Here is a 13536-nt window from a genome sequence, read left to right on the forward strand (position 1 = left end):
GCGGGAGGAGTGGTGTTATTGATTAATAACCAGCGGCGAGATCATCAACCGAACGCGGGTCAGAAGCGCCATATAGCGAACCATCTGGCCCAACCATAATACTTTGCGTACTGCCCATCACCTCTTTCACCTGGACGTTCTGCCCTTTATCTTTCAGCAGCTTAAGTGTATCCGGGCTAAAGCCTTTTTCGACTCTTAACTCATCAGGCAACCATTGATGATGGAAACGTGGTGCATTAGTTGCTTCAGCGACGTTCATTCCATAATCGATGGTATTCATCACCATTTGCAGCACAGTAGTGATGATTCGGCTACCGCCCGGGCTACCTGTAACCAGCCAGGTTTTGCCATCTTTCACCACAATAGTTGGCGACATCGACGACAGCGGGCGTTTATGCGGCCCAACGGCATTAGCATCGCCACCGACCAGCCCATAAACGTTCGGCACGCCCGGTTTAGCCGAGAAGTCATCCATTTGGTTATTCATCAGAATGCCGGTGTTGCCTGCAACAATGCCGGTGCCAAATACAGTATTGAGCGTATAGGTCACTGCAACGGCGTTGCCATCTTTATCCACCACGGAGAAATGAGTGGTCTGGTTACTTTCATACGGCGCGAGTTTACCGGGTTTGATTTCACTCGACGGGCGCGCTTTGTTGATGTCTATCTGTTCCGCCAGTGATTTGGCATAGGCTTTGTTAGTTAGCGCCTGCCACGGCACTTTCACAAAGTCAGGGTCACCGAGGTATTCCGAGCGATCCGCATAAGCATATTTTTCAGCTTCAGCGGTAAGCTGCATCGCATTGGCACTGCCGAAACCATATTTACCGAGATCAAAGTTTTCCAGAATATTAAGGATTTCAACGATGTGAATGCCGCCAGATGACGGGGGAGGCATAGAGAAAATCTGGTAGCCACGGTAGTCACCGCTGATTGGCGCACGTTCGACAGCCTTGTAATTCGCCAGATCGGCCTTGCTAATTAACCCACCATTTTTTGCCATTTCATCGGCAATCTGGTCGGCAATGGCCCCTTTATAGAAGGCATCAGGGCCATTTTCGGCAATCATCTCCAGGCTTTTGGCGAGGTTCGTCTGCACCAGTTTGTCGCCCTTTTGCAGCGGTTCCCCATCAGCTTTCCAGAAAATAGCTTTGCTGTTTGGATGATTAGGAAGCACTTCCGCGCCATAGACTTTCAGGTCTTCCGCCAGTGCATCATTCACTGTGAAACCATCTTGCGCCAGTTTGATGGCGGGCTGGATAACTTTGTTGAGCGGCAAAGTACCGTACTTTTCCAGGGCCATTGAGAAGCCTGCCACTGTGCCTGGTGTGCCTGAAGCAAGATGAGAAGTAAGGGATTTTTTGCTGTCAGCATTGCCCTGCGCATCGAGGAACATATCGCGCGTGGCTTTTTCTGGCGCCATTTCACGGAAATCAATGGCGGTGGTTTTACCATCTTTGGTTCGCAGCATCATAAAGCCGCCGCCACCAATATTACCCGCCTGCGGGTGTGTTACCGCTAGCGCAAAGCCCACGGCAACGGCGGCATCTACCGCGTTGCCACCTTGTTTAAGGATATCGACACCCACTTGTGTTGCGAGTGAATCTTGCGAGGCCACCATGCCATTTTCAGCACGTACCGGGTGATATACGTCCGCTTCAACACCGTAAGATACAGGAGCTGCAACCGGAGGGGGCGCAGCACTAACGCAGAGGCACAGTCCTATCATCAGCACGGGAACGGTCATCCAGCGCAGAATTTCTAAACGAATATTTTTCCACTGCTTCATCGTTGTTTTCTCCATATATTTATAAAACCCTATGGATTTCATGGTGCAGGAAGGCGGCAAGCGAACGAATCCCGATGAGCTTAGTGGACTAAGTGATTCGGGTGAGTGAACGTAGCCAACGCATCTGTAACGTGAAAGACGACGGGTTTTAGAGTCAATCGCCCATAAAGCCTGGTCCATAATTCCTAAATAATCTTCGCAACTACGGAAAACGATTAAACTTAGTAGATCCCCCAAATGGAGGAAGTGAAGATGAAAAAAATACTCATGCTGGCGGCTGTGCTGCCATTGACCTGTTTGGCACAGCCGATTAATACCCTGAATAATCCAAACCAACCGGATTACCAGATCCCAAGTCAGCAACGCATGCAGCAGCAGATGCAAACGCAGCAGATACAGCAAAAAGGGATGTTGAATCAGCAGTTACAAACGCAGACGCGTATGCAACAACAGCATTTGGAAGGGCAGATAAACAATAATTCCCAGCAGGACGTCTTTAAGGTGAAAAAAACGCTGCCGAATGAGATGGAAGTAGGAACGCAGCAGGTGTTGCCAAATAACAACGGCGGGATGTTGAGTGGAAGTAGCAGTACAAGCAGTCAGGATCACATGCTGCAACCGAAAAGCAATGGCAGCATGCTTAACCAAAGTAATCACTCAGCGCCATTACAGCCGAGTATTCCGCTGAAAACTATTGGGCCGTAAAATCAGCGCCAATCTGGTCAATACGGTCGGTACAAATGGTATCAACTCCCCAGCGCAGCAACGTTGCTGCTCGTTGGGGAGCATTCACCGTATAAACCAGAATATGCAGTCCCGCCGCTTTAAGCTCATTCACACGAGACTCATCAAGCAATTGATGGTTCAAGTGAATGGAAACGCAGCCAAGTCGGGTGGTCAGTTCCCGCCAGTCATCACGCCATTCATCGAGTAACAACCCGCGTGGGAGTTCAGGCACGGCATTTTGCGCCGCCTCCAACGCTTCGATAGAAAACGAAGACAGCAACGGTGCGGTTTGCCCCTGCCATAATTCAATGGCTGCCAGAGCGATAACTTGCCCGGTTTGCGTATCGGTGCCGGTCGACGGCTTGATTTCGATGTTTGCCATCATGCCGTGCTGTTTACAGCGTGCGGCAACCTGCGAAAGCAGAGGTAATGGCTCGCCTTTAAACTCACCGCTAAACCAGCTTCCGGCATCAACATTCAGCAGCTTATCCCACGGCAAATCACCCGCAATTCCCCAGCCATTACTGGTGCGCTCAAGCGTGTCGTCGTGCAGTAGGAAGATTTGCCCGTCTTGTGAAAGTTTGGCATCAAACTCAATCATGGTATGACCGTAGCGCGCACCAACATCAATGGCTGCCAGCGTGTTTTCCGGTGCCAGTTTTCCGCCGCCACGATGGGCCGCGACTTTTGGGTATGGCCAGTTACTCATAAACGTTGTCCATTTTCTTTATCAAAGAAATGTAGATTATTTTCAGGCAGATGCAGCCAAAGCGTGCTGCCGGGTTGCGGGCGCTCCTGGTGCGACAGGCGCACCACCATTTTTTGCTCGCCCCAACGCCCGTGCACTAAATTATCCGCGCCGAGCATCTCCAGCGTGTCCACTATAAAGGGGATTCCACCTGCGGTTTGTGAGCTTAGCGCAATATGTTCCGGGCGGATACCCAGGGTTACAGCCCGTCCTCGTTGCAGGTTTGCCGCATTTCCCAGTGGTAACGCCATGCCGCCTGCCAGCTCAAAGCGTGAGCCATCAGCACTGATATTCCCTTCCAGCAAGTTCATGGCGGGTGAGCCGATAAAACTCGCCACAAAGCGGCTTGCCGGGCGTTCGTAGACTTCAACTGGCGTGCCGATTTGCTCGGCGACGCCCTTGTTCATCACCATCACACGCTGCGCCAGTGTCATCGCTTCAACCTGGTCGTGTGTGACGTACAAACTGGTGGTTTTCAGGCGGCGATGCAGTTGTTGTAATTCCAGGCGCATCTGCACGCGCAGCTTGGCATCGAGGTTTGATAATGGTTCATCGAACAAGAAAACAGCCGGATCGCGCACAATCGCGCGCCCCATTGCCACACGCTGGCGTTGCCCACCGGAAAGCTCACGCGGGCGGCGTTTAAGTAAACCATCGAGCTCCAGAATTCGGGCCGCTTCCACCACTTTCTGCTGGATGTGTGCTTTGCCCATGCCACGGATTTTCAGCCCCCAGGCCATGTTTTCTTCCACGCTCATATGTGGATAAAGTGCGTAGTTCTGGAACACCATCGCGATGCCGCGCTCTTTCGGCTCCATTTCGGTGACGCGCTGGCGATCAATCCAGATATCACCACTGGTAACACGCTCTAGGCCGGCGACCATACGCAGCAATGTTGATTTGCCGCAGCCCGACGGGCCAACCATCACGATAAATTCGCCGTCTGCCACATCCAGCGTTAACGGTTGAATCACCTGGGTTTTATTATCCCAGCTTTTGCTTACTGCCTGTAGTTTTAATCCTGCCATGGGTTACTTCTCACTATCAACAAGGCCACGCACAAACGCGCGTTGCATGGCTAAAACAATAATTACCGGCGGAATCAGCGTCAGCAGCATCGCCGCCATCACCTGGTTCCACTGTGTAGAGCCTTCGCCAGACGACATCATCCCTTTAATACCCGCGACAGCCGTACCGAGGTTAACGTCGCTGATAATCAGCAACGGCCACAGATACTGGTTCCAGCCGTAGATAAAGGTGATGACGAACAGCGCCGCGAGGTTGGTTCTTGAGAGCGGCAGCACGATGTCGCGGAAGAAACGCATCGGCGATGCACCGTCGATACGCGCCGCTTCCATAAGCTCGTCAGGCAGCGTCATAAAGAACTGGCGGAATAAAAAGGTCGCGGTCGCTGATGCCATTAACGGCAGCGTCAGGCCGGTGTAGCTATCGAGCATTTTGAGATTGGCGATCACTTCCACCGTCGGGAAAATACGCACTTCAACCGGCAGCATCAGAGTGATAAAAATCATCCAGAAAAACAGGTTACGCAGCGGAAAGCGGAACCAGACAATGGCGAAAGCGGAGAGCATGGAAACCGTGATTTTGCCGATGGTAATCACCATCGCCATGACAAAACTGTTCAGCAGCATCAGGCCAAATGGCGCACTGTTGGCACCCACGCCGTGCGTCCAGATATAGCCCATGTTTTCCAGCAGATGCGTGCCCGGAATCAGCGTCATTGGCGTCTGAAAAACGGCTTCGTTATCCAGCGTTGCCGCCACAAATGCGACGTACAGCGGGAACAGAATCACGATGATGCCAAGAATCAGCATGGTGTGGCTGAAAATCGTCAGCCCACGGCGGTTCTCAATCATTGGTAGCGTACCTTACGTTCCACAAAGCGAAACTGAACCACGGTCAGGATGATCACCAGCAGCATTAACACCACTGATTGCGCGGCCGACGCGGAGAGATCGAGTCCGGCAAAACCTTCGCGATAAATTTTGTAGATAAGCGTGGTGGTCGCCTGCACTGGCCCACCGCCTGTTGCGGCGTCGATAACCGGAAAGGTGTCGAAAAAGGCATAGACCAGGTTTACCACCAGCAGGAAGAAACTGACCGGGGCAATCAACGGCAGCGACAACTTGAAAAAGCGGCGCACCGGGCCTGCTCCGTCAATGGAAGCGGCTTCGACCAGGGATCGAGGAATCGACTGCAGGGCGGCAAAGAAGAACAAGAAGTTGTAGCTGATTTGCTTCCAGACCGAAGCAAACACCACGAGGAACATCGCCTGGCCACTGTTTTGCGCGTGGTTCCAGTGGTAACCAAACTGCTCAAGAACGTGGGTTAGCAGGCCGCGCCCAGGGTTAAACAAGAAGATCCACAATACGGCGGCAATCGCCGGGGCCACCGCATACGGCAGCAGCATGAGCGTTTGGTAAATACGACTGCCACGAATCACGTAATCCGTCAGGGCGGCGAAAAACAGTGATACCAGCAGGCCGCTACCCGCTACTAATCCACTGAAAATTAAGGTGGTGTAGAAAGAGTCGAGATAGTAGCTGTCGTGGAAAAGCTGTTTGAAGTTATCCAGCCCGACAAAAGTACTCGAAAGCCCAAAGGGATCGACATTCTGGAGTGAATACCACAGCGCTTCGCCCGCAGGCCAGATGAAAAAGATAATGGTGATAACCAGTTGCGGCAGGACAAGGGCATACGGAAGCCAGCTGGAACGAAACACCGGACGAGATGATGACATAGTGTTGCTCTTATAGAGATTAATGGTGGATGTCGCATGCGCTAATCCACCCTACAACGGCTTTCGTGGGTCGGATAAGCGAAGCGCCATCCGACACCAACAAAACTTAAGACTTCGTCGACTGCTCGAAACGGCGCAGCAGCTGATTTCCACGTTCAACCGCGCTATCTAACGCCTGTTGAGGGGTTTTCTTGCCGGTCCATACCGATTCCAGTTCTTCATCTACGATGGTACGAATCTGTGGCATGTTGCCCAGACGCAGACCTTTGGTGAATGGCAATGGCGGCTTGTTCATCATCTGGCGCGTAGCGATATCTGCACCTGGATTTTTCTCGTAGAAGCCTTGTTCGCGCGTCAGGTCATAAGCCGCTTTGGTAATTGGCAGATAACCTGTTTTCTGGTGCCACTCAGCGGCGATTTCTGGCTGAGCAAGGAACTGCATAAACTCGGCAACGCCTTTGTATGTTGCGGCGTCTTTACCCTGCATAACCCACAGACTTGCCCCACCGATAATGGCGTTTTGTGGTGCGTTCGGAATGGTTGAGTCGTAAGGCATCATGCCCACGCCGTAGTTGAATTTGGCGTAATGGCGGATATCAGCAAGCGAACCGGAAGAGGCGGTTGTGATGGCGCAATCACCGTTGTAGAACTTCTCGGTGGACTCATCTTTACGGCCAAAGTAGCTAAAATCACCTTTCTTATTCAGCGCTTCCAGCAGAGCGATGTGTTTCACCTGCTCTGGTTTATTGAATTCCAGCACGGCGTCAGTACCATCAAAACCGTTGTTTTTGGTCGCAACCGGCAAGCCGTTCCATGCGCTGAAGTTTTCAATTTGAATCCAGCCCTGCCAGCCGCTGGCGTAACCACATTTCATACCTGCCGCTTTCAGCTTCGCGGTGTATTCAGCCAAGTCCTGCCAGGTTTTTGGCGGCTGGTCCGGGTTGAGGCCAGCTTTCTTAAAGGCATCTTTGTTGTAATACAGCACTGGCGTGGAGCTGTTGAAAGGCTGGGAAAGCAGATGCCCGGTTTTCGCGTCGGTGTAGTAACCGGAAACCGTCGGCACAAATTGGGATTCGTCGAACTTAATGCCCGCATCGTTAAACACTTCATACACAGGCTTGATAGCTTTCGAGGCCATCATGGTCGCCGTGCCTACTTCGTAAACCTGCAAAATAGCTGGCGCATTACCCGAGCGGAAAGCCGCAATCCCTGCCGCCAGGTTTTGTTCGTAGTTACCTTTATAAACCGGAACAATTTTGTAGTCTGGATGCGTCTGGTTAAAGCGTTGAGCCAGTGAATCAACTTCTTTGCCCAGTTCGCCTTCCATTGAATGCCAGAACGGAATGGAGGTGGCGGCGATAGCGCTGCTGCTAAATACGCATCCTAGCGCAAGGCAAATTGCGGTGTGTCGTAACGATGCAGTCATGTCTTATCTCTCGAATTATTTTGAGTTGAATAAGTTGCGCGAAAATACGCGTTTTTGTTCGCATCAAAACATGACATGCGCGAATGACAGAAAAATAACCGTGAGGTGACAGGATCGTTACGATGAAGTGAAGGAATTATGACTGGAGGCAAAATGTCATAAAAAAAGGAGCCAAAAGGCTCCTTAGGTTTGAAGCGATAAACTAGCCGCCGAGGTAGGCGCTACGTACCGCTTCGTTAGCCAGAAGCGCATCACCGGTGTCTTCCAGCACCACGTGGCCGTTTTCCAGCACGTAGCCGCGATCAGCGAGTTTCAACGCCTGGTTGGCGTTCTGCTCGACCAGGAAGATGGTCATGCCTTCGCTGCGCAGTTGTTCGATAGTGTCGAAAATCTGCTGGATGATAATTGGCGCAAGACCGAGCGATGGTTCATCTAACAGCAACAGACGCGGCTGGCTCATCAATGCACGGCCAATCGCCAGCATTTGCTGCTCACCACCGGACATAGTGCCCGCACGCTGAATACGGCGCTCCAGCAGGCGCGGGAACAGTTCGTAAACACGTTGGATGCGTTCATGATACTGGTCGCGTTCCGCAAAGAAGCCGCCCATCGCCAGGTTTTCCTCTACAGTCATGCGAGAAAACACGCGGCGGCCTTCAGGCACAATCGCCACGGCTTCACGCATGATGCGCGCGGTATGCCAGTCGGTAATGTCTTTACCATCAAAGGTAATCTTGCCGCTTGAAGCGCGCGGGTCACCACACAGTGTTCCCAACAGAGTGGTTTTACCGGCACCGTTCGCGCCAATCAGAGTGACGATTTCGCCCTGTTTGATGTGCAGACTGACCTCATGAAGCGCCTGGATTTTTCCGTAGTGGGCGCTCACATGGTCAAATGACAACATGATATTTTCCATATTAAGCCTCACCCAAATATGCACGGATTACGTCAGGGTTATTACGGATTTGCTCCGGCGTGCCGTTCGCAAGCGGCGTCCCCTGGTTTACCACGTAAATCCTGTCAGAAATGCCCATCACCAGTTTCATATCGTGCTCGATTAACAGCACGGTGGTGTTGTGATGGTTGCGTAACTCCATGATTAATTCATCGAGCTCATGCGTTTCTTTCGGGTTAAGGCCAGCCGCTGGTTCATCAAGCATCAGAATTTCTGGCTGAGTCACCATGCAACGTGCAATCTCAAGGCGGCGTTGATCGCCATACGCCAGGTTGCTCGCCTGGCGGTTAGCCTGCTCAAGTAGGCCAATACGATCAAGCCATGTTGCAGCACGGTCCAGCGCTTCGCTTTGTGAGCGGCGAAAAGCAGGCGTTTTCAAAAGACCTGAGAACACTCCCGTTTTCAGCTGCATATGCTGAGCAACCAGCAAATTTTCAATCACGGTCATTTCGCGGAACAGACGAACGTGCTGGAAAGTACGCACCACGCCCATACGTGCAATTTGTTGACCCGGCAGCCCTTCAAGGTGCTGATCACGCAACAGAATCGTACCGCCTGATGGCTTGTAGAAGCCGGTCAGGCAGTTAAACACCGTGGTTTTACCGGCACCGTTAGGGCCGATTAACGAAACAATTTCTTGTGGATGCAGTTCCAGAGAAACATTGTTTACGGCGAGCAGGCCGCCAAAACGCATCATCAAGCCGTTTACGGATAACAATGGCTGACTCATGCCTGCTCTCCTTTCACTTGTTCCACTTGCTCTTTTTTAAGCTTCAATTGCGGACGCGACATTGGCAGCAAGCCTTGTGGACGCCAAATCATCATCAGCACCATCAAGCCACCAAGTACCAACATGCTGTATTCGTTCAGATCACGCATCAATTCACGCGACACCACCAGCAGCACGGCGGCGAGGATAACGGCAAATTGCGAGCCCATACCGCCCAGCACGACAATCGCCAGTACGAATGCAGATTCGGCAAAGGTGAAGGATTCCGGGCTAACAAAGCCCTGACGTGCAGCAAACAGCGTACCGGCAAAGCCTGCAAACGCGGCGCTGATGGTAAACGCGGTCAGTTTGATGCGCGTTGGGTTCAGGCCAAGCGAACGGCAAGCGATTTCATCTTCACGCAACGCTTCCCACGCACGGCCCAGCGGCATACGCAGCAGTCGGTTAATCACAAACAGCGACAGCACAACCAGCAACAGCGCAACGAGGTACAGGAAGATAATCCTGTCGCCGGGGTTGTATGCGACGTTAAAGAAGTTGCTGAAAGTGTCCCAACCGCCTTCACGCGTGCTGCGGCTGAATTCCAGACCGAACAACGTAGGTTTTGGGATCTGGCTGATACCGTTCGGGCCACCGGTAATTTCGGTGTTGTTGAGCAGCAAAATACGGACGATTTCACCAAAGCCGAGCGTCACAATCGCAAGGTAGTCGCCCCGTAAACGCAACACCGGGAAGCCGAGCAGGAAACCTGCCGCCGCAGACACCAGGCCGGCGATTGGCAAGCATGTCCAGAACCCTAAACCGTAGTAGTGGTTGAGCAGCGCAAAGGTATAAGCGCCGATGGCATAAAAACCGCCGTAGCCCAGAACCAGTAAGCCAGACAAACCGACAACCACGTTCAGGCCAAGACCGAGAATGATATAAATCATGGTCAGCGTGGCGATATCCACCGTACCGCGTGACACCACAAACGGCCACGCAACCGCGAGCACTAACAGTGCCGCCAGGAACAGTTTTTGTTTCGGCGTAGAACCGTCTAACGCAGGCAGCACAAACTTCGGCCCGGAGACTTTTTTCATGCCTTTCTGGAATGCAGGGCGCAGTAACTGGAAGACGAAGACAATCGCCGTACCAATCAACACCCATTCCCAGCGCACCGTTTCAGCGCTGTGGACTACAAGCTTAGTGCCATCAAGACTTAGCTGAACGCCCATAAAGACGCCCGCCAGCACGAAAAATATGGCCGCCGAAAGCAGCGCCAAAACAACATGCATCGGTTTCATACTTTTTCTACCTCCGGGCGACCCAGGATACCGGTAGGCATAACCAGCAGAACCACGATGAGCAGCGCAAAGGAGACAACATCTTTATATTCAGTGCTCAGATACGCGGAGGTCAGCGCTTCTGCAACACCTAAAATCAGGCCACCAATCATCGCACCAGGAATACTGCCGATACCGCCAAGAACCGCTGCGGTGAAGGCTTTCATCCCGGCCATAAAACCGATGTATGGGTTGATAACGCCGTAGAATTGGCCCAGCAGAACACCCGCTACCGCAGCCATGGCTGCGCCAATCACGAAGGTCAGGGAGATAACGCGGTCGGTGTTAATTCCGAGCAGGCTCGCCATTTTCAAATCTTCTGCGCACGCACGGCACGCACGACCCATGCGGGAGTAGCGAATAAACAGCGTCAGCGCCAGCATCGCAAGGAATGTCACCACCCAAATCACCAACTGCATGGTGGTAATGGTTGCGGTAAAGTTGTCGCTAGCACCGACGACCCACTGGCCGTTAAACAGGCTTGGCAGCGCAATATCACGTGAACCTTCAGTCAGGCTGACGTAGTTTTGCAAGAAGATGGACATCCCGATAGCAGAGATCAGTGCAATCAGACGCTTAGAATTACGCACCGGCTTATAAGCAACACGTTCGATGCTCCAGCCGTAGGCACTGGCGATGACAATAGCACCAATGAAACCTGCACCCACCAGCATCCAGCCCACATCAATGCCCATCATCATCAGCGCTGCGATGATCATAAACGAGACGTAACTGCCGATCATATACACCTCGCCGTGGGCGAAGTTGATCATGCCGATAATGCCGTAAACCATGGTGTAACCGATAGCAATCAGCGCGTAAGTACTGCCCAGCGTGACGCCGTTAAACATCTGTTGCAGGAAGTAGAGGAACTGCTCGGACATACAATAACCTTATTTATTCCTCCCCAACGCATAGCCGTCGGGGAGGTGGGATGACCCAGAATGACTGGCCAATACCCAATGGATTTCAAGTCGCAGAAAGGCGGCAAGAGAACGAATCCCGATGAGCTTAGTAAACTAAGTGATTCGGGTAAGTGAACGTAGCCAACGCATCTGCAACTTGAAAGACGACGGGTATTTATTTCGTCGCTACAGAAGACGAACCGTCGGCATGCCACTGGAAGACACCAAAATCAAATCCCTTCAGATCGCCTTTCTCATCCCAGTTCAGCGGCCCAATCACGGTTTTCGCACCGTTTGCTTTCAAATCTTTGATTAAATCAGCAGGTTCTGCACTACCCGTGCGCTCAAGCGAGGTCGCCAGAGACTGCACGGCTGCGTAAGTGATCCAGACATACGGGCCGCTCGGATCTTTCTTCTCAGCTTTCAACTCGTCTACGATAGCTTTGTTCGCCGGGTCCTGGTCATAGCGTTTTGGCATGGTCACTAACATACCTTCACCTGCTGCACCCGCGATGTTAGACAGTGACGCGTTACCCACGCCTTCTGGCCCCATAAACTGGGTTTTCAGGCCAACAGCACGGGCCTGGCGCAGAATCTGACCCATTTCCGGGTAATAGCCGCCGTAATAAACGAAGTCGATATTTTCTTTTTGCAGACGCGCAACCAGCGTGGAAAAGTCTTTATCGCCCGCAGTGATACCGTCGAAGAAGACGATGTTCGCGCCGCCTTTTTTCAAGCCGTCTTGTACAGAGCGTGCCAGGCCTTCACCATATTGCTGTTTGTCATGAATGACCGCGATGCGCTTCGGTTTCACAGTGTCGAGAATGTATTTTGACGCCGTTGGGCCCTGGGAAGAATCCAGGCCAGCGGTACGCATAATCATTTTGTAACCACGGGCAGTCAGCTCTGGGTTCGTTGCACCCGGAGTGATCATCAGGATGCCTTCGTCTTCGTAGATATCAGACGCAGGCTGAGTGGAAGAGGAGCAAAGGTGGCCAATGACGTAACGCACACCGTCGTTAACGATTTTGTTGGCAACGGCTACCGCTTGTTTCGGGTCACAAGCATCGTCGTATTCAACCGCAACCAGTTTGTCGCCTTTGATGCCGCCTTTAGCGTTGATGTCTTTAATTGCCTGGCGCGCGCCGTTGAATTCCATATCGCCCCACTGCGCAACCGGGCCAGACATTGCACCAACAACCGCAACTTTGATGTCTGCTGCGGTTGCCGCGTGAGACACCGCCAGCGCAATAACTCCAGCGAGTAATGTCTTCGCGTTCATTTTCATAGATCCAATTCCTGTTCGTGATTATGTGGTTTTATAGTGACCAAAAAACGCACTGTGTGTTTTTTAGCCTTTAACCATTTTTATGAGCGCCTTTAAGGGCTTAGCGCCAAAATTTACAATTTTTAAAGCTAAACTCTCTATTTTTCAGGCTATTAAGCAAAGATATTATTCTGTATTTGCTCATAGTTAAACAAAAAAAAGCAGCTTTTTCAGCATAAAATAGCGATACAAAGAGCGGAATAAATCACTAGGTTTTAGGGTTTTATACTGACCATATTTCAATCTACCGCTTATCGAACTGGCATACGTTTGCCGTAAAAATTAATCGTCTGGTATATGACAGATAAAAGATAAAGCGTCTGGCGCAAATAAATTGGTTACACTCGGGGTTTTCCCGCTTTTTGGTTAGCTCGCTTATGAAACTCACCATCATTCGTCTGTTTGAGTGTAGTGCTCAGGATGAGATTGATCTTGCTAAGATCTGGCCGGAATACTCCAGCGCTTCGCTTGCTTTGACTGATACTCACAGAATTTACGCTGCAAAATTTAATGACCGACTGCTCGGCGCGGTGCGGGTTACGCTCGCGGGCAATGAAGCCGCGCTGGATTCGCTGCGGGTACGCGAAATCACCCGTCGCCGTGGCGTTGGGCAGTATCTGGTCGAAGAAGTAATTCGTGATAATCCTGACATCACCGGTTGGTGGATGAGCGACGCAGGAGTAGAAGACCGCGATGTGATGAATGCGTTTATGGAAGCGGTAGGGTTTACTGCTGAGAATAGCGGTTGGGGAAAGTGATATAGAAGCGTCGGATGACGCTTCGCTTATCCGACCTACAAAAATGGGGGGATATAACTGTAATTGTTATCGCTCCCCCGTTTATCGAA

At 51.8% G+C, this 13536-nt stretch carries 13 protein-coding genes; 2 read left to right on the top strand and 11 right to left on the bottom strand.

Going from position 1 to position 13536, the window contains the following annotated elements; translation table 11 throughout:
* Positions 1-22: 22 nt before the first annotated feature.
* Positions 23-1789 carry a gamma-glutamyltransferase gene (gene ggt / locus EDF88_RS16210; protein ID WP_134185838.1) on the bottom strand — a complete coding sequence of 589 codons (1767 nt, stop codon included), beginning with the start codon at positions 1787-1789 and terminating at the stop codon, positions 23-25.
* A 252-nt stretch (positions 1790-2041) separates the two neighbouring features.
* On the opposite strand from ggt, the gene EDF88_RS16215 reads away from it, so the two are divergent.
* Positions 2042-2494, top strand: coding sequence for a DUF2756 family protein (locus EDF88_RS16215; RefSeq protein ID WP_064514621.1), 453 nt, complete (start codon positions 2042-2044; stop codon positions 2492-2494).
* On the opposite strand, the gene ugpQ is transcribed toward EDF88_RS16215, so the two are convergent.
* The 10 genes from ugpQ to livK all read right to left on the bottom strand — a co-directional run bounded on the left by ugpQ (position 2481) and on the right by livK (position 12650).
* Entirely contained in the window at positions 2481-3224 is a 744-nt protein-coding gene (ugpQ, locus tag EDF88_RS16220) for a glycerophosphodiester phosphodiesterase (protein WP_064514624.1), read from the bottom strand. The genes EDF88_RS16215 and ugpQ overlap by 14 nt on opposite strands.
* On the bottom strand, positions 3221-4291 hold the full coding sequence (locus tag EDF88_RS16225) for a sn-glycerol-3-phosphate import ATP-binding protein UgpC (RefSeq protein WP_064514626.1): 1071 nt from the start codon (positions 4289-4291) through the stop codon (positions 3221-3223). The genes ugpQ and EDF88_RS16225 overlap by 4 nt, the downstream gene beginning before the upstream one ends.
* A 3-nt stretch (positions 4292-4294) precedes the next feature.
* A complete protein-coding gene (gene ugpE, locus EDF88_RS16230) occupies positions 4295-5140 on the bottom strand; it encodes a sn-glycerol-3-phosphate ABC transporter permease UgpE (protein WP_134185840.1) in 846 nt (281 codons plus the stop codon).
* Complete coding sequence (gene ugpA, locus EDF88_RS16235; protein ID WP_064514631.1) at positions 5137-6024, bottom strand: sn-glycerol-3-phosphate ABC transporter permease UgpA; 888 nt, start codon at positions 6022-6024, stop codon at positions 5137-5139. The genes ugpE and ugpA overlap by 4 nt, the downstream gene beginning before the upstream one ends.
* A gap of 106 nt (positions 6025-6130) precedes the next feature.
* A complete protein-coding gene (gene ugpB, locus EDF88_RS16240) occupies positions 6131-7450 on the bottom strand; it encodes a sn-glycerol-3-phosphate ABC transporter substrate-binding protein UgpB (protein ID WP_134185842.1) in 1320 nt (439 codons plus the stop codon).
* A gap of 202 nt (positions 7451-7652) precedes the next feature.
* Positions 7653-8366 carry a high-affinity branched-chain amino acid ABC transporter ATP-binding protein LivF gene (livF, locus tag EDF88_RS16245; RefSeq protein ID WP_034499522.1) on the bottom strand — a complete coding sequence of 238 codons (714 nt, stop codon included), beginning with the start codon at positions 8364-8366 and terminating at the stop codon, positions 7653-7655.
* 1 nt (position 8367) lies between these two features.
* Positions 8368-9135, bottom strand: a complete 768-nt coding sequence (gene livG / locus EDF88_RS16250; RefSeq protein WP_034460506.1) for a high-affinity branched-chain amino acid ABC transporter ATP-binding protein LivG — start codon at positions 9133-9135, stop codon at positions 8368-8370.
* Positions 9132-10418 (bottom strand): high-affinity branched-chain amino acid ABC transporter permease LivM, encoded by a 1287-nt coding sequence (locus tag EDF88_RS16255; protein WP_064514635.1) that lies wholly within the window; start codon positions 10416-10418, stop codon positions 9132-9134. The genes livG and EDF88_RS16255 overlap by 4 nt, the downstream gene beginning before the upstream one ends.
* Complete coding sequence (gene livH / locus EDF88_RS16260; RefSeq protein ID WP_064514637.1) at positions 10415-11341, bottom strand: high-affinity branched-chain amino acid ABC transporter permease LivH; 927 nt, start codon at positions 11339-11341, stop codon at positions 10415-10417. The genes EDF88_RS16255 and livH overlap by 4 nt, the downstream gene beginning before the upstream one ends.
* A 196-nt stretch (positions 11342-11537) precedes the next feature.
* On the bottom strand, positions 11538-12650 hold the full coding sequence (gene livK, locus EDF88_RS16265) for a high-affinity branched-chain amino acid ABC transporter substrate-binding protein LivK (protein ID WP_064514639.1): 1113 nt from the start codon (positions 12648-12650) through the stop codon (positions 11538-11540).
* Positions 12651-13066: 416 nt separating this feature from the next.
* Between livK and panM the strand changes: the two genes are divergently transcribed.
* Positions 13067-13447, top strand: a complete 381-nt coding sequence (gene panM / locus EDF88_RS16270) for an aspartate 1-decarboxylase autocleavage activator PanM (RefSeq protein ID WP_064514641.1) — start codon at positions 13067-13069, stop codon at positions 13445-13447.
* The last annotated feature ends 89 nt before the right edge of the window (positions 13448-13536 follow it).

The sequence above is a fragment of the Buttiauxella sp. BIGb0552 genome, from assembly GCF_004366275.1.
GTDB classification, from domain to species: domain Bacteria; phylum Pseudomonadota; class Gammaproteobacteria; order Enterobacterales; family Enterobacteriaceae; genus Buttiauxella; species Buttiauxella gaviniae.